Here is a 21,413-nt window from a genome sequence, read left to right as displayed (position 1 = left end):
AAAATACCCTACTTTTTTTTACACATTTCCTATTTCTTTTCGCAAGGTTACCAAGGCTTTGTGCATTCGCTTTTCTATAGCTTTTACAGAAAGTCCTAATATTTCGGCAATTTCGGCATAGGTTTTTTTGTCAATTCTGTTCAATAAAAAGACTTCGCGTTGTCCGTCTGGCAATTTTGCGAGCGTGTGTTGTAATTTTTTTTGAAATTCTTTTTGTCTTAGTATAAATTCTGGTGTTTCGTTAGAAACCTTGCTTTTCGTTTGCTGTTTGTATTTTAAAACGACTTTTTGATGTGCAACTTCGTTTAAAAACATATTATTTGCTACCGTAAACAAATACGATTTGGCTTTTGTGAATACTATTTTCGCACAGTTTTTCCATAGTTTAATGAAGGCTTCTTGCACAATATCTTCTGCTTGCTGTTCACTTCCACATTTGTAATACACAAAATTCCGAAGTGTTTCGGCATGTGTATTAAAGATGCTTTCGTAGTGTTTTGATTCGCAAACGGATTTGTCTTCCGAAGTCATGAATTCTGGGTTAGGTACGTTCAGTTTTCAAAACTACGGAAATTTATTTTTAATTTTTTTTAAAATATTGGTAGGGTATTTTAAAAGTTACTTGTTTTATCATCAAATTAAGCACATTAAAGATAACAAATACTTAGAAATTTAACATTTCTATACGTTCATAAAAATATTAAGTTCAATTAAGTCGGTTTTTTATTAGTTGAAAATAAGTGGCAGCAAAGCTATTGAGATCGAGGCTAAAGTCTTTGTTGCCCTTTTTTTTAACTGAATATAAAAAATTTAGGATGGGAAACGAATGTTATGAAAAAGAAAAGCAACTATTTCGGTAGTTGTCTCACGAAATTCGGGAAAAAGAAAATACATCTCAAAACCTATTTACTAGTTTTTCTTCCCTCGGTAATGCTTTATTACCGAGGTTTTTTTGTGTCTTTTTTGAAGTGAATTTTCTCGTATTCCTTCGCTATTTTTTTTGTGATTTTAAATACTTATGATGCGCAATAATTGTTTGATTATCTGCAATTCCAGTTACCTCAACTTTGTAGCCTAATGCTTTTAGCTTTTTTTGATACTGCTGCATTTTTTGCTTTTCCGTTTCTATTTTGGAGAGTTGCGCTTCCGTAAGTTTTGTATTTTGTTCTTTTATTTTTGAACAGTCTATTTCTTTCCATTCAAATTCTTTGTTGTAATCAAAACACCTTTCATAGCATTTTCCTTGTTCCGGATTTGGTGGAACGTCATAGTTTTGGGCGTTCATTACTTGTACTGTACACAAACAGATTAGAGCTAGTAGGAATACTTTTTTCATTTTTTTATTGTTAGGTTGATGATTGGGACTTCAAAATCTTTACAAAGATGAAACTACAAATTTGTAAGATTTGTTTGATAAATCTAAGCGATTTTTAACTAAAATCAAAGCCTGTAAAAAAGTTTTCTACTGAAACGTATAATCTACTTGATCAAATTGTGTGACTCTGAAATAGCCAAACGCATAGTTATCAGCATTCGTCAAATTGATACAGTTTCCACGAATTTCCGCAGGTGTGGTTGCAAATGGGTTTCCTGAAGAATCATATTGTTCTACGAGTAAAGTTATGTAATTGTAGTAGCGTTCCGAAATTCCGAAAAGTTTGATGTTTACTTCATCTCCTGGATCAAATTGATTGTCGGGATTGTCGTCATCGTCATCTTTTTCAAAGAATTCGTCTTGTACATTTCCGTTGGTAAATTCGTCCGAACGCGTTTCAATGATCGGAAACAAATCGCCCACTTCCTGCAAGCGAATCATATAAAAATCGCCCATTTCTTGTGGATCATTGTAGGTGATATTTACATCGAGCAACTCTTCGTCAAATCCGCCTTCTAAGGACTGAAATACTTCGTTGATGCCTGTAATTGGCGTCATGGTTTCCGTAGCGTTGTACACTTCTCCATTATAAATCACTTCCAACGTATATGAATTGTTTAAAATTGGCACAAAATTATTCGTGGTATAGTTTCCATCATTTTGATCTGTAAAAATGAATTCAGCACCTGTATCATCATTGGTCACCTTTATACTTGCGCCAGTTACACTCGTGTCAATATTAGTATCAAAAAACGGCGTAGACGTGCTTAATTTTACCGTTTGGTTGTTTCCCGCTGTTCCTTGTTCCCAATCGAGAGAAGCTTCAATCACCAAACGCGGTGGCGCTTCTTCCAAATCTACATCAATAGGATCGTCACATGAACTAAAAGCAATCAAGAGAACAAATAAAAATGTGAGTTGTATGTATTTTTTCATGATCTTAAAATTTAAAATTGTACGTAATAGATGGAATGACACTTCCGAAAATAGAAAGTCTACGTGCTTCGTTAATTCCTGTGTTAAAATCTTGCGTGAATGATACCGAAGCAGCGTTTCTTCTCGCGTAAGCGTTATACAACCCAAAAACCCATTCGCTTTGCCAACGCCTGTTTTTATTTTTAGTTGGTGTAAAAGTTGCAGAAAGGTCTAAGCGATGGTAATCTGGCAAACGATTGGCATTTCGCTGATCGAAACTGGCAATGGACAACCCTTCATACTCGTATTGTCCGTTTGGAAAGGTTACGGGACGACCAGTTTGGTAAGCAAAGTTAGCGCTGAATCGCCATTTTTCATTGAAATCATAACTTCCCGTGATGGAAATATCATGCGTTCTGTCGAAAGGTGTATTGTACCAATCTCCGCGGTTAATTCCTGGTCCGCCCGCATTTCCGCCCAACGCACGTTGCTCCGACTTGGAAAGTGTATAGGCAAACCAACCTTTGAATTTTCCTTTGTCTTTTCGGAATAAAAGCTCCAAACCATACGCGCGTGCTTCTCCATTTAAGATTTCTGTTTCAATAGTGTTATTTCCGATCAAATCGGAACCGTCGATATAATCAATGCGGTTGTCAACGTTTTTGTAATACGCTTCCACTTCGAGCGAATATTTTTTGTCTTTGAAATTTCGGTAATATCCAACGGCATATTGATTGGATTTTTGCGGATCAATGTATTCGCCACTTGGTGTCCAAACATCTAACGGCGTTACCGAAATCGTGTTGGAAAGTAAGTGTACGTATTGCACCGAGCGTGTGTAACTTGCCTTTACAGAAGAATTGTCATTTAATTGATAAGACAGTCCTAAACGCGGTTCAACATTGGCAAAGGTTTTAATACTTTCACTTTTTGAATACTCCGTAGTACTGATTTCCTCGCCTTCTTCGTAAATACCAATTTCTTCATTATACACGACTGGTTGATTGTTGGCGTAGTTTGAAATGGCTTGTCCGCCCAAACGACTGAATACACTAAAACGCATTCCATATTGTGCGGTTAATTTGTCTGTCAATTCGTGTTCTGCGCTGATGTATGCGGCGCCTTCAAAAGCTCTTTTTTGATCTAGTTTTCGAAAGTTGATGGACGAACCTGGTTCTGACGGACGCACTTCTCCAGGATTGAAATCATAGGTAATTCCGCTAACTCCAAAATCGAGTTTTAATTTGTTGTTGGCGTAGTAACGTAAATCGTATTTTAGGTTGAAGTTTGTAATGTCGGAAACCCAATCGAGTTTGATGAAATCGAGAATGACTTCATAATCGTATTTGCTATAGATTAGTGATAGGTTTGAGAAGAGTTTTTCATTGAATACATGATTCCAACGTAAGTTTGCTGACGAATTTCCATAGCGGTTTTTGATGAATTGTGAAATGTCAAAAATGTCTCTTCCAAAGTATCCAGATAGATAGATTCGGTTGTTTTCGTTGATTTCGTAATTGGTTTTCAAATTCAAATCGTAGAACGAAATTTTATCATCGGCAATTTCTTCAATTAATGGCATGAATAGATGTGCATACGAGCTTCTTCCCGCTACTAAAAAAGATCCTTTTTTGTTAAACATCGGACCTTCAACCGCCAAACGGCTCGAAATGATTCCGACACCGCCATTTACTTCTAAATTTTTACTGTTTCCATCTTTCTGACGTACGTCTAACACCGAAGAAATTCGTCCGCCAAATTTCGCGGGAATGTCTCCTTTGTACAGTTTGATATCTTTGATCGCATCTGCATTAAACACCGAGAAAAACCCAAAAAAGTGTGAGGTATTGTAAATGATGGCTTCATCGAGCAAGACTAAGTTTTGATCGGCTGCACCACCACGCACGTTGAATCCGGCAGTTCCTTCTCCACTATTGGTCACTCCTGGCAACAACTGAATGGATTTGATGACGTCTACTTCTCCCAAAACCACGGGCATTTGTTTGATGGTTGCCGCGTTGAGTTTGGAGACACTCATTTGCGGTTTTCGAATGCTGACACGTTCTGATTCTTCCGCTTCTATGACCACCGTATCTAACGAAGTGGATGCTTCTGCGATTTCAAAATTGAGCGTTTGATCTGCATTGAGCGTAATTTCTTTGGTGACATTTTCATAGCCTAAAAACGAAACCACCAAGGTATATGTTCCTTCAGATGCTGTTATGGAATAAAAACCATATTCGTTAGTGACGGTTCCATTTGTGGTTCCTTTGAGATAGACGGTGGCTCCAAAGAGTGTTTCACCGTTTTTTTGGTCTTTGATGGTTCCGCTTACGCTGAATTTTTCTTGTGCAAAGAGAAATGTAGACATAAGGAAACAGAGACAGACGAAGCTGTTTTTCATAGGTAGTTAGAATTAAATTTGGTGGTTTGTCATTCAAAGAAACGATTCAGTTGGTGAAAAGTTACGTCGCTACTATTGTTTTTACACAAAATTAACGTTCTCGTAGCGGCATAGCTAATTTTTGTAGGTTTTTTAATACAGTATTATGAAATCAAGCCAACCGATCATCGAATCAACTCCACGTTTTATAAAACTACTCTATGCAATTGGCAATGACACGTTCATCTTTGTGCTCATCAATTACGTAATGAAACCACCTCAAAAGGCGGAAACCGAAAAGCCTTTTTTAGAAATAGAGTAGGAAATTTTAAAATATATATTTATGAAAAATAAAGAAAATTGTCAGCAGACACGGTTGATAAAAGGAATTTATTCCTGTGATAATTATGCCGATGTATATATTGGTAATTGTAAAGAATTGACAAACAAAATAGCAGACAGCAGTACATTAGACGCTGTACAGTTTGAAGCCAAAGCAAGCTGTGATCAATTTATATATTTTGTGTGTTGGAGTGATAATGGCGGATTAAATGGTTTGCTAGCAGAATTGCACGGAGCAAATACCGTTTTTTCTGGAACACATGCAAAATGGGAAGTGTTTCCAACAGGAATTAATTTTAGCACACCACAAACACGACCTTCTGCACAATTGGTGAATACCGAATTGAAAAAGGCACATTGCAAAAAATGGAAAGCAGTAACAAAAGGAGTTTCCAACGGAAATAGACCTTTTAGAGCCTATCCAAAAATTGACAAATCGGCACATTTTATTTGGTACGACTCTGGAAAAGATTCATCGGCAGGCGCGCCCTTTCAAGGATTTAATCATGATGAGTTTTTGATTTTCAGATTCCCAATTAGCGAATTGTTTGCAAAAGAATGTCACGACTGTACCCACGATTGCGAATGTGTAGATGATTGTCATTGCTCCGTTTGTGCAGCAGCTATTGGTGAAGAACAAAAAGTTTTGAAAGAGCAAGCACTTGGTAAATCGTTCTTGATTAAAGGAAAAGAAAACAATTCGCGTAGATGTAAAACGCCGTATTCTGAAGAAACCTGTTCTATGCTCGATTTGCCAACGTTAGAGCCTTGCTTCTACTTGCATTGGGGCGATGGAAAAAGAGATCAACTGGAGAGTCGCGATCAAGAAGTCGTGTATATCACAGCGTGCAATCCGTATGGAAATTTACGCTTTAGAGGATTGACAATTACAAATATTAGCATTGTTCCTAAAGGACAAAGCGGAACAGTTGTAGGTAATGGCAATGCAGTTGTATCACAAAGTACTAACGTACATACGCCTATCCGTACGCTAGGAAAAGAAAACGCAACGATTGTTTCACAAGTAAATAATACCATTCAGTTGATTCCAAGTCGTTTGATACATTTTGGAGATTTATGCGGATGTACTTGTGCAAGCCAAGAACTACACTTACTAACTGAAAATGCAACACCACAAGACTATGAGATTTTGGTAGACTATTGCATTGATCAGATAGAAATTAATCAGGATAATACAGGAAAAACACGCTTTCCTATTACCGTAATAAAGAGTTAATTAACAGTTTAAAAAACGTTCCGCTTGTTTGCGCAGGCGGAACACAATACTACGATTATGAAAATAAATACAAAATATTTAACAATTTTATTCTTACTTTTGATGATAAGCAGTTGCTGCGATGATGATAAAGTGAATCTTACAGTGTTACCAAAAACAGCACTATGCACTATAGACGCCCAAACTATGGAGGAGAATTATGTCATAAATAAAGGTTTTGATCAGAATCCCGAATATGACAATCGAGAGATTTCATTTACAAACAAACAAATGGTAGATGCCTTGGCTTTTCTAAGAGGAAAAGCTAGAGAAGAAAATGTAAATGAAGAAGAATTAGGGTTTCGCGTATACATAGGTGCAAAATACATAGAAGATTATAACCAAAAAGAAGATAAGGTTAAAGGTGATATGAAATCTATCAATGATGAACCAGGCATCTATTATACCACCGTATTTTTTGTAGCCACTCGAAAAGGTGCTACCGATGATGTAAATGACTATGAAAATATATACGAAATCCCTGCTTTAAATTATGGAGGCTCGCGCAGACCGCCAAAAAATTACGACTCTCCTTTGGAATGTCCTGTACATAATGTAATACACTAATTGACAACGATGAATCTATTAGTAAACAGCTTCTTTTTATGCTTCCAAATAGCGGCTTTGACAGCGGCTATTTGGTATTGGCAAGCGTATAAAAAAACAACAGAGCGTTATTTTTTGTGGTTCTTAATTTATGTAGTGATACATGAAATTGTAGGACTATGTTATGGTTATTTTGCAGATGGTTTGAATGATATTGTATACAATATTTTCACTTTAGTATCTTTTTTGTTTTACTTCTTCTGGTTTCACAAAATCATACGTAAGCGCAAATTTTTAATTCCGCTTTTATTAAGTATTTTTTTAGTGTTTTTTGTGTATGATCTTTTCGATAAAGATCTATTTTATTATTTATATCTAAATCCAATCATTGCAGGTGCTTTTTGCATTTTAACGTTGACCATTAGCTATTTTGTAGAATTGCTCAACACCAATACGATTACTTCGTTTGCTTCCTCACAAAAATTCTGGATTGTCACAGGATTGTTTTCTTTTTATATCGGATTGATTCCGTTGTTGATATTTCACAGTTACCTAGATTATGGTGGAAATTTTTATGCGATTGTCATCACAGTATTGAATGCCGTTTTATATGGTTGCATTTTTAAAAGCTTTTTATGTTTGGAGAAGAAGAAAAAATAAAGGACGCGTTTTCAGAAGAAATATTTTTTTTGCTATCTGGCGCTTTTTTGCTGATTGCCGTAGGAGTTGTGTTCCTGTTTTATGTGTTTAATACGCGTAAAAATAAAATTCTCACAGAAAAAACAATGTCTATCAATAGTTACGAGAAGAAAATGGTTGAACTTGAATTGAATGCCTTGCGATCACAGATGAATCCACATTTTGTGCATAATTCATTGAACGCGATTCAGTATTACATTCAACTGAATAATATTGAACTTTCAGAGAATTATTTGACACGTTTTTCAAAGTTAGTGCGTCAGTTTTTTGAGTATTCCCGCAAGCAACTCATTACCATTGAAGAAGAAATTGAATTGATTTCCAATTATTTAGCTTTAGAAAAACTTCGTTTTGAAGAGAAATTATCTTATGAAATTATCTGTGACGAAACAGTTGATACAGAAGCGTTTATTCCATCCATGGTGTTGCAACCTATTGTAGAAAATGCCGTAAATCATGGTGTTTTTCATAAGAAATCTCCTGGAAAAGTCACAATTACATTTTCACAACTTTCTGAAGATCGTTTTTGTGTAGTGGTGAAAGATGATGGCATCGGTATTAAAAATTCTAAAAAATTAGCTAAAAATACGATTAAAAACCAACAATCACATTCTTCTCAAGTATTGGACGAACGTCTAAAATTGCTAGAGCAAATTGATAATTGGCACGTGGAATATACCATGAAAGATCGTTCTGATATTAGTGATCAACAAGGAACGATTGTCACCCTAATTTTTAAATTACCAAATTAATTATGACTGTAACTGCTATTTTGATTGACGACGAATTTAAATCCTTAGCGATTTTAAAGAATAAACTCGAACGCTTGTGTCCCAACGTACAGATTATTGGCGAAACCCAAGATTCTGAAGAAGCTGTGGAATTGATTACCAATTTGAAACCACAATTGGTGTTTCTAGACATTGCCATGCCAGGTATGAATGGTTTTGAAGTATTACAAGCAATTGCACAGCCTAGTTTTGAAGTTATTTTTGTAACCGCTTTTGATAATTACGGCATTGAAGCTATTAAACATTGTGCTATTGGCTATATTGTAAAACCAATTGATAGCCACGATTTAATACAAGCCGTTTCTGTTGCCACGCAGAATATTGCCGATAAAACGGCGTTGCAAAAAAACACACAGTTGATTGAAAATTTGGGCATTCAGTCCTTTCAACAAAAGAAAATTGTGATTCCTTCTCAAGAAGGGTTGGAGTTTGTAAAGATTGAAGACATTATTCACTGTCAAGGAACCGATGGGTATACTAAAATTTATTTTCTACACAGCAAACCCATTGTGAGTTCGTACAGTATTGGACACTTTTTTAAATTGCTACAACATCAAGATTTTTACCTCATTCACAAATCGCACTTGATCAATATCAATTATATTTTAAAGTATTTAAACGAAGGATATGTGGTATTACAAGACAATCATAAGTTGCCTGTTTCACGAAATAAGCGAGCGGATTTTTTGGAAATGATTCGGAAGGTTTGATTTTAGCACGAGTTGGAACTCACGCTGACTTAGGAATCGGAGTGTGTAGTGTGTATTTGTCAATTTGTTTGAAACGTCCTTGCTTACTTCAACTCACTCAGCATACAAGGAGTTTACAACGTGGCAATCTGTTTCTAAAGTAACAGACAGCTTCACTTTGTTCGCTATGACGTTTCAAAACTCTCAATACTCAATTCTAATGATCTAAAAGCAACGCAGTCTAAACTTCTATTCAAAACCAAAAAAGACCTTCTTTCGAAAGCCTTTTTAGTACATCTTGTGTGCGTTATTTTTATTATTTCTTTTCTGCTGCGTATTGCTTATTCAACTCTTCCAGCATCGTCTTCGTTAAATCGTATGTTTCCTTTCCATAGTATAAATTCCCAGTGAATTCATTTTTTCCCATGATAAAGTCGTAGCCGTTTTTTTCACCATACTTCTCAATAAAACGCTTTATTTTATTGATAATCGAATCATTTTTGGTTTGACTCTCCTGTTTGATAGCGTTTTCATCCATTTGAAATTGGCGTTGCAACATGGTTTGTTTGTTTTGCAATTGTCCCATCAATTCTTCTTGCTTCTTTTGAGACATTTTTGCAGCTTTAATTTGTGCATCTTGAACTTCCATCTGAAAAGAACGTCCAATACTGTCGTTTCGCTTTTCAAAATTTTCAATCTTTACTTTCATCAGCGCTTCCAACTCTTTTTTCTCTTCGTAATCATTGATGAGCGTTGAATTGTCTACAAATCCAATTTTTGCAGGTTTTTCACAAGCATAGAATGCCAACACGGCAAGTACTAAAACAATTCCTTTTTTCATTTGTATCGTTTTTTATTAGTTTCAAGGTTTTTTGAAAAATGAGCAAACCAAGTTTTTTTGTTTTATGTCATTTTCGTTCCGCAAAAATAGAAATAAAGTTTACATAACAAATTGTGATGGTTGCATGATTTTTAACGAAAAACGATGACATAAGAATAATTTATGGTTTTAAATCATATTATAAGTATCATTTATTAAAATTCACCTTTTTATACCCGTTTTTAAGATCGTTTTAAAAAATCGACAGCAGTTTGTATGTGTTTTGCTAAATAATAGTCTTAAAACAGCTTAAAATGTGTTGTTACTTGTTTTTTATGACGTAAATGAGCGAAGAATACTCGGAAGATGATATGGCTTTGAAGTTTGACACAAATCCTCTGTAAAATCCTTTGATCGGATTCATGTTACCTGTTTTGTGTTTTTCAGAAAGTAAACTCACATAATACGCATCAAATTTCATTGGTAAGATTTTTACTACTTTCATGTTTTCTTTTGCAAAAAGTAATTTGATAGATTTTTGTGAGAAATGCCACAAGTGTCGTGGCACATCAAACGCTGCCCAAAATTCTTTGTAATGATGTGCATCGTGACTTTTAAAATTTGGAACTGCTATAAAAAGACTTCCGTTAGGTTTAATGATTCTTTTTAGTGTTGCAATTTGTTCGTCCAAGTTTGGAACATGTTCCAACACATGCCACATTGTAATTGCATCAAAACTATGATCGGGAATTTGTGAAAGCCAATCGTTCGTGTGAATTTCTGTTTCGGTTTTTTGTGCGGCAATTTTTCTAGCTTGTGCGTCAGGTTCAACGCCTGCAATTTCCCATTTGTATTTTTGAGACATTGCTAAAAAGTCGCCTGTGCCACAACCAATGTCTAATACTTTTTTAGTATTACTTTTGGTGTACTTTTCTACAATGATCATTTTTTTAGAAAGCATGTATGAACGAACCCAATGATATATTTTTTCGAACAAATTACGCTTGGCATCCGTATGTGAAATATAATCTTCGCTTTCGTAATAGGAAGACAAGGTTTCCAAGCTTGGTTGTGGTTCGGTTTTGTACATTTCTAAAACTTCATCAAAAACCAATTGAAAATCTTCACCAGAAACAGAATGATCTTTTACTGTAATGTTCTCCATTTTTAGTTGCTTCTAAATTTTTATTAAATTGTTCCACGTGGAACATTATTAATTTTTTAATATACCTGTTTTATCAGTTTTCAGAATCTTATGATTGAACGAAGTCGAAATCATAACTCATATCATATTGATCAATATAATTATCAAACTTCATTGTTTTAAAAAAACTGTGTATGTTTTTATTTTCTGTAGCTACATTTATGATATTATAATTTCCTGTTGGTAATCCTGTAAACAAAATACTTCCGTATGTTTTCCAATTGTTACCCTTTGCTCCTAAACGATGAATTCTTTTGGACGTTTTATGAAAGAGTAAATACGCAACAATTTTACTTTCGTCAAAAACAGAAATCGCATGCAAACTACTTTTATACTTTTCTAAAAAATGATCTTGATTTTCAATAGAAGGAATATAGTTTTGTAATTCTTTGAAATCGTCAAAAGAAAAGTTATCGTTCGTTTTAATTTCAAACTCAGATTTAATTTCAGTTTTCTTCCAATCGAAGGTATATAAATGATACTGTCGATCAATTTTGAAACCTACTTTTTGATACGCCAAAATAGCACGTTCATTTTTAGTAATACATTCCAGCGTGCTTTTTTGAATTCCGTTTTCCTGTAGTGCAGAAATCGCCTTTGCATACAACTGTGTCAACAAACCTTTTCTTCGATGTGTCGGAATGATTCCTGTAGAAGCATTGTACGCAACTTTAATTCCATCATACTTATTAATCGCATGAATAATGAAACCGACTAACTTTCCTTGATCAAATACACCAAACGACAAACGGTAATCTACGCCAGAAGCTGTCCAACGTTCATTGACATACGCTTCGGTAAAATTGATGGGAATTAAGTAATCCGAAAATGCATAATTCAACGTTTCTAAAATGGTTTGTATTGGCGTATGTTCTAGTGATTTTACTTCCATAAGAAAATGTTCCACGTGGAACAATCTAAGTTTTTATCTGTTCAAATACACCAACATCACACTGATATCACTTGGAGAAACTCCACTAATTCGTGAAGCCTGCGATAAGTTTACAGGACGAATTTTAGATAGCTTTTGTCGTGCCTCCATCGACAAATTCGTCAAGCCATCATACACAAAATCTGATGGAATTTTTACACGTTCTAAGTTGTTCAACTTGTCTGCGTTGCTTTTTTCCTTGTTGATATAACCCGCATATTTGACTTGAACTTCCGTCTGTTCTAATACATCTTTTCCAAGCGCATGTTCTTGAATAAACTCTTCCACGGCAGCCACATTTCGCATGTCGTCCATACTAATATTTGGACGCGCAAATATTTTAAACATCTTATCCTGTTGTTTCACTTTCGATGAATTCTTAGCTTCCAATACAGGATTGATTTCCTCAGGTTTTACACTGGTGTCTTTAAAGAATTGAATAAATGCATCCGAATTTGTTTTCTTGGTTTCCATCGCTCGCAAACGTTCTTCACTTGCCAAACCTAATTTGTGTCCGACAGGTGTTAAACGAAAATCTGCATTATCTTGACGCAACAACGTTCTATATTCAGCGCGAGACGTAAACATTCTATACGGCTCTTCCGTTCCTTTTGTGATCAAATCATCAATTAAAACTCCGATGTATGCTTCGTTTCTTTTTAGAATAAATTCTTCCTTTTCCTGCACTTGAAGTGCTGCATTTATTCCTGCCATGATTCCTTGCGAAGCCGCTTCTTCATAACCTGTTGTTCCATTAATTTGTCCCGCAAAAAACAAACCTTCTACAAGTTTGGTTTCTAGTGTATGCTTCAATTGTGTTGGTGGAAAGTAATCGTATTCAATGGCATATCCAGGTCTAAAAAACTTTACGTTTTCAAAACCTACGACTGATTTTAATGCGTTGTATTGTACATCTTCTGGAAGCGACGTTGAGAAACCGTTTACATATACTTCAACTGTATTCCAGCCTTCAGGTTCTACAAATAATTGATGACGATCTTTATCAGCAAAACGATTAATTTTATCTTCAATCGAAGGACAATAACGTGGTCCAATCGACTTAATTCTTCCATTAAACATGGGCGATCTATCAAAACCTTCTCGCAGTAAATCATGTACTTCTGGAGATGTGTACGTCATGTGACAGTCACGTTGCGTTTCTAATGGTTTGGTTGCTTTTAAATACGAGAATTTATCTGGAACTTCATCACCTGGCTGAATGATCATTTTTGAATAATCTAACGATCTTCCATCTACTCGTGGCGGTGTTCCAGTTTTCATTCGTCCTGATTCAAAACCAAGTGCTACCAATTCTTCTGTAATTCCAGTTGCGGCTCTCTCTCCTGCTCTTCCGCCACCAAAATTTTTATCACCAATATGAATCAATCCGTTGAGAAATGTTCCATTGGTTAAGACAACTGTTTTGGATCTTATTTCTAGTCCTAAAGAGGTTTTTACGCCTTTTATTTTTCCTCCTTCAATGATCAAACCACGCACCATTTCTTGATAGAAATCTAGGTTATTGGTTTGCTCTAACATCAAACGCCATTCTTCGGCAAAACGCATGCGATCGCTTTGTGCTCTTGGCGACCACATTGCTGGTCCTTTGGACTTGTTCAGCATTTTAAATTGAATAGCCGAATTGTCCGTAACAATTCCGCTATAACCTCCAAGCGCATCAATTTCGCGCACAATTTGTCCTTTGGCAATTCCGCCCATAGCGGGATTACAAGACATCTGCGCTATGTTTTGCAAGTTCATCGTCACCAACAAGGTTTTGCTTCCCATGTTTGCAGCAGCAGCAGCAGCTTCTGAGCCTGCGTGTCCTGCGCCTACAACAATCACATCATATTCCGTATTAAACATATCCTAACGATTGAAATTCTGTTTTACTTTAGCAATTATGTACAAGTTATTTATGAGTGTTCCACGTGGAACATTTGAAGTTTTTCGTTTTCTTTTTCGGTCATTTTTTCTTGATCGGCGTCTGTTTTGTCTTTGTATCCACAATAGTGCAATACTCCATGAACCATCACGCGACGCAATTCTTCTTCAAACAAAACCTTGAAATCTTTGGCATTGTCAGCAACACGTTCTACAGATATAAATATGTCACCGTGCAACTCACTTCCAACAGAATTGTCAAAGCTAATAATGTCCGTTAACGTATCGTGATTTAGAAATTCTACATTCAATTTATGCAGATACGCATCATCACAAAATATGTAATTGATGTCACCTTCTCGTTTGTCTTCAGACGCGATTACATTGCTAATCCATTGTTCTATTTTCGCTTCAGTTGAAAGCTCAAAATCCGTTTCGTAATGAAAACTAATCATCCTTCTTTTTGAAATACTCTTGTACTTTCTTTTTGTAATTATTCCGCAAAGGTAATACTTGTCTGTTTAATATCTCAATTTGATTGAAATACTGTCGCACATCGGGCATTTTTTCATTGGTAGTATTGTTGAAATCTTTGCGATTTGAAGTAGATTCTCGCTTGGTTTCTTTCTCTTGTTCAAAGGCAGCTTTGTCTAGTTTTTGAAGCTGATATTTCAATTCAATCATCTTTTTCATGGTTTCATCATTGAAGCCTCTTTCTAACAATTCCGTTTCTACTTGCTCCATTTGTTTGAGCAATTCGCGCGCTTGTGGATCTTCAATTTTGTCTCCGTATTTATCTTTTAATTGCTGTTCTAATTGATTGCGCAACTGTTGTTGTTGCTTAAAAATGTCGTATAGTTTTCCTGATTGGTCTTCACTTCCACTACCCGATCCACCACCATTTTGACCGTTTTCACCATCTTCTCCATCTTTGTTTCCTTTGCCTTTGTCACCTTTTTCCTTGCCACCTTCTTTGCCATCTTTGCCATCTTTTCCTTGACCTTCTTGCTTCATGCCATCTTTCATCTGTTTGTTGATGTCTTCTTGCGATTGAATGATATCAGGCAATTGAAATCCTTTTCCTTGACCTTGGTTTTGTCCACTCTGTCCCATGCCTTGATTTCCTTGACCTTGACCTTTTCCCATGCTTTGATTCATGTTGTCTAAAGCGCCACTAAGGAAGTCAGCTAACTTGTTTGTAGACGTCAACGCGTATTGTTGAGAAGCAACACCTCTGTAGACATTATTCTCCGCTAATTGTTCTAAAGATTTGTCAATATTATAGTAAATCTCTGTGATTTCACCATTAATTTTTTCAGAAATGGTTGGCTGACGTAACGACAATGCAAATAAACTATCGTCCACATGTTCAAACATTTTTCGCAGTTCTTTTTGACGTTTCAATTTAGAAGCATATCCCGCATTTGAATTGTCAATTAATTCAAAACCTTTCATTAACGTTTCTTCATCGAAAGAGAATAAAAGTAAATTATCTAGAATTTGACGCAGCATTTCGGCATCTTCTTGGATACTTTGTTGCCCGCTCATTTGCATAGACGTTTGCATACTTTTGCTCATGCGCTGCATTTTTTGAGCCGCTTTTTTCTGCTTTGATTTCGCACTTTTTTGCTTGTCTCCTTTTTGTTGTTCACTTTCCGACTCTTCACTTTTTTCTAAATCTTCAGAAGCGCCTTCCTGTTCTTCTTTGATGTCTTCTTCATCGTCTTTGCTTCGTTCTAAGTCTAGCGGTTTTTTGAGCTTGTTGTTTTCTTTGTCCAATTCGTCCATCTGCTTTTGCAAATCGTCAAATTTCTTATTCAGATCATCTTGCTTTTCTTTGGTATTTTCGTCACCTGATTTTTTAGACAATTCTTCTTGCTCTTTCGCTAATTCTTGGAGTTCTTTTTGAATCTTTTCTGCTTTTTTGGTTACATAATAACGCTTTGTCAATTCCAGAATTTGCTCCAGATTCTTTTTATTATTTTGTTGTTGTTTTCCGAGTTCTTCGAGTTTTTCTTGCAATTCTTCTTCGCTGATTTTATCGGCTAATTTTTTCAGCTCTTCCATCAACTTTTCATTCTTCTCCAATTCTTTTTGCTGACGTTCCAAACGTTCTTTCAACAACTCTTTGTCTTCGTCATCTTGCGTTTCTTCCTTTTGAAAATCTTCTAAGTTTTGCTCTAATTGTTCTGAGAATTTCTTCATCATTTGATCGCTTTGATCTTGTCGCTGCAAGAATTTTTCCAGCTTTTTACGATCGTTGAAATTCAGCTCACTTTTTTCTTTTTGATTTTGAGTGATCTTTTTGAGCTCGTCTTGTTGCTTTTGAAGCTTTTCTAGAGATTTGTCTAAATCTTTGATCGTTTCGTTTTGCTGTTGCAACTGTTTTGTTTGCAACTCCGTATCGGTGAGTTTTCGATAGTTGAAGATTTCACTTTTTACATTCTTTCCTCCACGAATTCCGTCGTTATCTGTCAACTCAAAATAGAATTCATAATTGACGCCTTTTGTCAATTCTAAATTTCCTGGAAATGTGTATTGAAATTGGTCAATATTTGACGAACTGATTGGAATGTTATCCGACGTTTTGTCCTTAGCATTTTCTGCTGGATAGTACACCAATCGCAAACGCTTCAATCCGTAATCATCTGAAACTTGCCCTAAAAAGTACATTGTTCTTCCGTCAATAGAATCGCGTTTTGATTGCAAATCGAGTTTCGGATACGCATCTTTAATGACATTCAAACCAAAACCTAAATTTTCATAGTTTTGAAGCGCTGAATTGCTTGTACTTATCTGATAATCAATATTTTGATATATTTTTCGTTCCAATTCAAAGGTATCTCCTGCTCTTCCAAATACATACGTACTGTCTTTGGAAATTAACTCCAATTTTTCGGTTTGTTTTGCCTTTGCTTCCCAAGTTACTTTTGTCCCCTCAGGAATCGTTGCATTTCCTGTGCTTTTTAATACTTCATCTTTTCGTTTGGTATACGCAGGATAATCCAACACCATTTGAAAGTTAACTAATGAAGGAACTTTTACCACGTTTAATGTATATGGTTTGGAAGTAACTTCGTTTGCCGTTAGCGTGAAGGTTGTTGCTTCTTTTGGTTGCGAAAACGTATATTCGAATGTTCCGATACCTTTGTTTTGCAGAAAATAGGTTTCGTCTCCCAATTGTATTTGTACTTCTTCTGGAATGATATCACCCAAGGTTTGTACTTGCAATTTGTACGATTGATTTTCAATAGCTTGTAAACTATCATTCACCACTAAAAACTGAAAAGGCGCTGGCGGTTCGTATGCCGTTTGGTAATTGACAACACGTTCGTAGCTTTTGCTAAATAACGAACTGTTCCCAGAAATCCACACAAAAAGTACAATTGCCAAAGGCAAAATAGCATACTTTGCGTATTTGATATTCTTCTTAAAATTAATCGCTACTTGAAATGGAATCGGTTGTAGTTCTTCTGATTTTTGTTCGATGCTTGCCAATAGCAATTCAGATTCCTGTGACGTTTCAGACAATTGCAAGACGTTCAATAGTTTGTCGTTCACTTCTGGGAAATGATTCCCGATAATCGTAGATGCATCTTTGAAACTAATACCTTTCTGTAGCTTAAACAACTTTGTCAATGGTAGCACAATAAACTTCGCGAAAAGCGATACCTCTACCACGATAAAAATCCAAAATAACGCCGTTCGTGCGCCTGTGGAAAGCCATAGAAAATGTTCCACCAATAAGGTAATGATAAAATATAAAAGTCCGATGCTAAAAAATAAAATCGTTCCTTTGATAAGTTCGTTTGTGTAATATTTCGTCACAAACTGACTTAGTTTCTTTTGTATGTGTTCGTAAGCATTCATCATATAACTGATAAAAATAACATATTTAGCCAATTAATAGTATGTAGAACTTGTTAAACATTCTGTAAGATTTTTAAAAAACTTACTACTAAGCATTCATAAACATGCCAATTATGAAAAATTTATATACAATTATCACCATTTTATCTGCCCAAATTTTGTTCGCACAGAGTCCTTGGACGCAAGAAAAAGGAACATTTTATACACAACTTTCGTTTACTACGATTTCAAATTATGACGAAGTTTTTGGCGATCCTAATTATCAAACTGAGCGCGAAATTACCGACAATACACTACAATTGTATGGAGAATATGGAATATCGAACAAAACAACGTTGCTTGTAAATCTTCCTATCAAATTAATTAGCACAGGCGATGTCGTCAATGGAAGTTCTTTTATTACTGAAGATTCAAAAACTGCTTTTGGAAATGTTTCGGTGGGTTTGAGACATCAATTTTATAATAAAAAGTGGATTATTTCTGGACAGTTAAATGTAGAAGCCAATACAGGATCGTTTGAAGCGTCTTCGGGAATTCGAACAGGATTTGACGCTTGGACCTTCACGCCTACTGTAAATTTTGGTCGAAGTTTTGACAAGTTTTATGTGCAAGCTTTTACAGGAATTGATTTGAGAACCAACGATTATAGCAATAATTTTAAAATTGGTGGCGAAATTGGCACCAAAGTACATTCAAAAATTTGGCTGATTGGTTTTGTAGATATTGTCAGCTCTTTTAACGATGGTGATGTAAATTTACCGTTCCGTAATATAGGCACTGCTTTGTATGTAAATAATCAAGAATATGGTGCATTTGGCTTGAAAGCTATTGGAGAAATTAACGAATCTTTCGGTGGAATTTTAACCTTTGGCGGCGCATTTTCTGGAAATAATGTTCCAAAACAAGCGGCATTAAGTATTGGTTTGTATAAGCGACTTTAATTCAAAACTTCATTTCAAAAAAAAGTACTATTTTTAAATGCTTTTGAATTTAGCATTTGATTTATGAGGGACTTAAAATATTTAGCAGCATTTTCTACACCATTAGTTGCTGCAATTGCGCTGTATTTAAAAGGATATTATACATTTTTAACGCCAATATATGCTTTTGGAGTGATTCCGTTGATGGAATTGATTTTTTCACAAAACACAGAAAATTTATCGGAAGCAGAAGTCGAAGAAAAGTCTATAAATCCTGTTTTTGATTGGTTGCTGTATTTGAATATTCCGGTCGTTTTTGGATTATTAATCATTACACTTTACAATGTTTCTACAGGAATGTATGCAACCTACGAATTCATCGGATTGATTTTTTCTACAGGAATCGTTTTAGGTTCTAATGGTATCAATGTGGCGCATGAATTGGGTCACCGAAAAACGCAGTATGAACAAATTATGGCAAAAATATTACTCTTGCCTTCGATGTACATGCACTTCTTTGTAGAGCACAATTTTGGACATCATTTGCACGCCGCTACGAAAGAAGATCCGGCAACGGCACGCTACAATCAAGTGGTATATTCGTTTTGGATTACCTCAACAGTGCGACAATATATCAACGCCTGGAAAATTCAACAAAACTTACGCAAACGTGGAAATTTTTCATTCTTTTCATTTAAAAATAACATGTTGTGGTTTACGCTGCTGCAGATAGGCTTCTTGGCGAGTATTTTCTTTTTCTTAGGAAGTTTGGCGTTTATGTTTGCAGTGGCAAGCGCAGTGGTAAGTTTTTTACTCTTAGAAACCATCAATTACATAGAACATTACGGATTGCTCCGAAAAAAATTAGCTTCTGGGCGTTACGAACGTGTGCGCGAAATCCACTCTTGGAATTCCAATCACGTTATTGGGCGTATTGTACTGTATGAACTCACACGACACAGCGATCACCATTACAAAGCTTCCAAAAAATACCAACTCTTAGACTGTCATGAGAAAAGTCCGCAAATGCCTTTTGGCTATCCAACGTCTTTGGTCATGGCACTCATTCCACCGTTATGGTTCAAAGTAATGAACAAGCGTATTCCTGCTGAAATGGTTGCTATTGCCAAATAAAAGTAAACAAGCAAACTTCCTTGTGCAAGCTATCAATAAATCAAAACCCTCCAAACGAAAACTTTGAGGGTTTCACTTTTCCTAGTACCTTTGTACTTTATAACCATTTTACTTAAAATCTATGACTAAAAAAGTTCGTGTTCGTTTTGCACCAAGTCCCACAGGACCGCTACATATTGGAGGCGTTAGAACTGCCTTATTTAATTATTTATTCGCTAAAAAACATGGTGGAGATTTTGTGTTGCGTATTGAAGACACTGATCAAAGCCGATTTGTAGAAGGTGCAGAAGCATATATCGTAGAAGCTTTAGAATGGTGTGGAATTCCGTTTGATGAAGGTGTTGGAAAAGATGGCGGATTTGGTCCGTACCGACAAAGTGAGCGCAAGCATTTGTACAAACAATACGCGGATCAATTGATTGAAAAAGGACATGCGTATTACGCGTTTGACACTTCTGAAGCATTAGATGGACACAGAAAAGAGCATGAAACCAAAGGAAAAACCTTTATTTATAACTGGCACAATCGTTTAAAATTGACGAATTCTTTATCGCTTTCGGCGGAAGAAGTACAGGCAAAATTAGCTGCTGACGAACCGTATGTAATTCGTTACAAATCGCCACAAGATGAAATCTTACATTTAAAAGACATTGTTCGTGGTGATGTAGAAATTGATACCAACATTTTAGATGATAAAATATTGTACAAAAGCGACGGAATGCCAACCTATCACTTGGCAAATATTGTAGACGATCATTTAATGGAAATTACACACGTAATTCGTGGAGAAGAATGGTTGCCTTCGTTAGCATTGCACTATTTATTATATCGTTCGTTTGAATGGGAAGCACCTGTTTTTGCACATTTACCATTGATTTTAAAACCTACAGGAAAAGGAAAATTAGGAAAACGCGATGGCGCCAAATTTGGCTTTCCTGTGTTTCCACTAGAGTGGAATGATCCAAAAACGGAGGAAACATTTGATGGTTTTCGTGAAGATGGATACTTTGAAGATGCATTGATCAATTTCTTAGCTTTTTTAGGATGGAATCCAGGAACGGAACAGGAAATCTTTAGCTTGAACGATCTTATTGAGGAGTTTGATTTGGAACGCATCAACAAAGCAGGTGCACGTTTTGATATTGACAAAATGAAGTGGTTCAACCAGCAATACATGCAGTTGAAATCTAACGAAAGTTTGGCAGTTGCGTTTCAAAAAGAACGTGAAGAATTGAAAGATATTGATATCAATTACATAGAAATGGTCGTGGCACAAATGAAAGAACGTGTTTCTTTTGTCAAAGAATTGTGGGATGCAAGTCACTTTTTCTTTGTAGCACCAACCGAATACAACGAAAAAGCACGTAAAAAATCTTTAAAAGAAGGCACCGAAGACATTTTAAAGAAATTGATAGCAATTATCGAATCTACCGACGATTATACCGTAGAAAGTTTGCAAACCAACATCAAAGGTTGGATTACCAGCAACGAAATTGGTTTTGGAAAAGTAATGCAACCATTGCGTTTTGCGTTGGCAGGCGCATTGAGCGGACCTGATTTGTTTACCATTATGTTTATGATTGGAAAACAAGAAACCATTAAGCGTATTGAGAAGGTGATTGAGATGTTGTAGA

19 protein-coding genes are annotated in these 21,413 nt (G+C 35.7%); 9 read left to right on the top strand and 10 right to left on the bottom strand.

Annotation, left to right across the window (positions count from 1 at the left end; genetic code table 11):
- Nucleotides 1-18: 18 nt before the first annotated feature.
- The 4 genes from KORDIASMS9_RS05560 to KORDIASMS9_RS05545 all read right to left on the bottom strand — a co-directional run bounded on the left by KORDIASMS9_RS05560 (nt 19) and on the right by KORDIASMS9_RS05545 (nt 4,661).
- A complete protein-coding gene (locus tag KORDIASMS9_RS05560) occupies nt 19-531 on the bottom strand; it encodes an RNA polymerase sigma factor (RefSeq protein ID WP_114901890.1) in 513 nt (170 codons plus the stop codon).
- Between the two features lie 460 nt (nt 532-991).
- On the bottom strand, nt 992-1,336 hold the full coding sequence (locus KORDIASMS9_RS05555) for a hypothetical protein (protein WP_162819776.1): 345 nt from the start codon (nt 1,334-1,336) through the stop codon (nt 992-994).
- Nucleotides 1,337-1,462: 126 nt separating this feature from the next.
- Nucleotides 1,463-2,311 carry a DUF4249 family protein gene (locus KORDIASMS9_RS05550; protein WP_114901888.1) on the bottom strand — a complete coding sequence of 283 codons (849 nt, stop codon included), beginning with the start codon at nt 2,309-2,311 and terminating at the stop codon, nt 1,463-1,465.
- A gap of 4 nt (nt 2,312-2,315) precedes the next feature.
- Entirely contained in the window at nt 2,316-4,661 is a 2,346-nt protein-coding gene (locus KORDIASMS9_RS05545; RefSeq protein WP_240321141.1) for a TonB-dependent receptor, read from the bottom strand.
- Nucleotides 4,662-4,839: 178 nt separating this feature from the next.
- Here KORDIASMS9_RS05545 and KORDIASMS9_RS23105 point away from each other — a divergent pair, with 178 nt between their 5' ends.
- The 6 genes from KORDIASMS9_RS23105 to KORDIASMS9_RS05520 all read left to right on the top strand — a co-directional run bounded on the left by KORDIASMS9_RS23105 (nt 4,840) and on the right by KORDIASMS9_RS05520 (nt 9,037).
- The gene (locus KORDIASMS9_RS23105; RefSeq protein WP_162819775.1) at nt 4,840-4,995 is read left to right on the top strand and encodes a hypothetical protein; all 156 of its coding nucleotides are present in this window, start codon (nt 4,840-4,842) and stop codon (nt 4,993-4,995) included.
- A 21-nt stretch (nt 4,996-5,016) separates the two neighbouring features.
- Nucleotides 5,017-6,252: a hypothetical protein gene (locus KORDIASMS9_RS05540; RefSeq protein WP_114901886.1), complete on the top strand. Its 1,236-nt coding sequence runs from the start codon at nt 5,017-5,019 to the stop codon at nt 6,250-6,252.
- Nucleotides 6,253-6,438: 186 nt separating this feature from the next.
- Nucleotides 6,439-6,858 (top strand): hypothetical protein, encoded by a 420-nt coding sequence (locus KORDIASMS9_RS05535; RefSeq protein ID WP_162819774.1) that lies wholly within the window; start codon nt 6,439-6,441, stop codon nt 6,856-6,858.
- Between the two features lie 9 nt (nt 6,859-6,867).
- Nucleotides 6,868-7,497, top strand: coding sequence for a hypothetical protein (locus KORDIASMS9_RS05530; RefSeq protein WP_162819773.1), 630 nt, complete (start codon nt 6,868-6,870; stop codon nt 7,495-7,497).
- Nucleotides 7,473-8,288, top strand: a complete 816-nt coding sequence (locus KORDIASMS9_RS05525) for a sensor histidine kinase (protein ID WP_114901883.1) — start codon at nt 7,473-7,475, stop codon at nt 8,286-8,288. The genes KORDIASMS9_RS05530 and KORDIASMS9_RS05525 overlap by 25 nt, the downstream gene beginning before the upstream one ends.
- Nucleotides 8,289-8,290: 2 nt before the next feature.
- Nucleotides 8,291-9,037: a LytTR family DNA-binding domain-containing protein gene (locus KORDIASMS9_RS05520; protein ID WP_114901882.1), complete on the top strand. Its 747-nt coding sequence runs from the start codon at nt 8,291-8,293 to the stop codon at nt 9,035-9,037.
- Nucleotides 9,038-9,332: 295 nt separating this feature from the next.
- Here the strand turns inward: KORDIASMS9_RS05520 and KORDIASMS9_RS05515 are convergent, their stop codons facing one another.
- The 6 genes from KORDIASMS9_RS05515 to KORDIASMS9_RS05490 all read right to left on the bottom strand — a co-directional run bounded on the left by KORDIASMS9_RS05515 (nt 9,333) and on the right by KORDIASMS9_RS05490 (nt 17,758).
- Nucleotides 9,333-9,857, bottom strand: a complete 525-nt coding sequence (locus KORDIASMS9_RS05515; RefSeq protein WP_114901881.1) for an OmpH family outer membrane protein — start codon at nt 9,855-9,857, stop codon at nt 9,333-9,335.
- 301 nt (nt 9,858-10,158) lie between these two features.
- Entirely contained in the window at nt 10,159-11,001 is an 843-nt protein-coding gene (locus KORDIASMS9_RS05510) for a bifunctional 2-polyprenyl-6-hydroxyphenol methylase/3-demethylubiquinol 3-O-methyltransferase UbiG (protein WP_114901880.1), read from the bottom strand.
- Nucleotides 11,002-11,089: 88 nt separating this feature from the next.
- Entirely contained in the window at nt 11,090-11,947 is an 858-nt protein-coding gene (locus KORDIASMS9_RS05505) for a GNAT family N-acetyltransferase (RefSeq protein WP_162819772.1), read from the bottom strand.
- A gap of 18 nt (nt 11,948-11,965) precedes the next feature.
- Entirely contained in the window at nt 11,966-13,837 is a 1,872-nt protein-coding gene (gene mnmG / locus KORDIASMS9_RS05500) for a tRNA uridine-5-carboxymethylaminomethyl(34) synthesis enzyme MnmG (protein WP_114901878.1), read from the bottom strand.
- A 50-nt stretch (nt 13,838-13,887) separates the two neighbouring features.
- Nucleotides 13,888-14,310: an rRNA maturation RNase YbeY gene (gene ybeY / locus KORDIASMS9_RS05495; protein WP_114901877.1), complete on the bottom strand. Its 423-nt coding sequence runs from the start codon at nt 14,308-14,310 to the stop codon at nt 13,888-13,890.
- Nucleotides 14,303-17,758, bottom strand: a complete 3,456-nt coding sequence (locus tag KORDIASMS9_RS05490; protein ID WP_371412755.1) for a DUF4175 family protein — start codon at nt 17,756-17,758, stop codon at nt 14,303-14,305. Before KORDIASMS9_RS05490 ends, ybeY begins: the two co-directional genes overlap by 8 nt.
- 80 nt (nt 17,759-17,838) lie before the next feature.
- On the opposite strand from KORDIASMS9_RS05490, the gene KORDIASMS9_RS05485 reads away from it, so the two are divergent.
- The 3 genes from KORDIASMS9_RS05485 (at nt 17,839) to gltX (ending at nt 21,412) form a co-directional block, all read left to right on the top strand.
- Nucleotides 17,839-18,666 carry a transporter gene (locus KORDIASMS9_RS05485; protein ID WP_114905157.1) on the top strand — a complete coding sequence of 276 codons (828 nt, stop codon included), beginning with the start codon at nt 17,839-17,841 and terminating at the stop codon, nt 18,664-18,666.
- 63 nt (nt 18,667-18,729) lie between these two features.
- Nucleotides 18,730-19,779 carry an alkane 1-monooxygenase gene (locus KORDIASMS9_RS05480; protein ID WP_114901875.1) on the top strand — a complete coding sequence of 350 codons (1,050 nt, stop codon included), beginning with the start codon at nt 18,730-18,732 and terminating at the stop codon, nt 19,777-19,779.
- Between the two features lie 121 nt (nt 19,780-19,900).
- Nucleotides 19,901-21,412: a glutamate--tRNA ligase gene (gene gltX / locus KORDIASMS9_RS05475; RefSeq protein WP_114901874.1), complete on the top strand. Its 1,512-nt coding sequence runs from the start codon at nt 19,901-19,903 to the stop codon at nt 21,410-21,412.
- The last annotated feature ends 1 nt before the right edge of the window (nt 21,413 follow it).

The organism is Kordia sp. SMS9, from assembly GCF_003352465.1.
Classification (GTDB): domain Bacteria; phylum Bacteroidota; class Bacteroidia; order Flavobacteriales; family Flavobacteriaceae; genus Kordia.
Note: the sequence above shows the minus strand (reverse complement) of the source record. Positions and strands in the feature narration are given on the sequence as shown.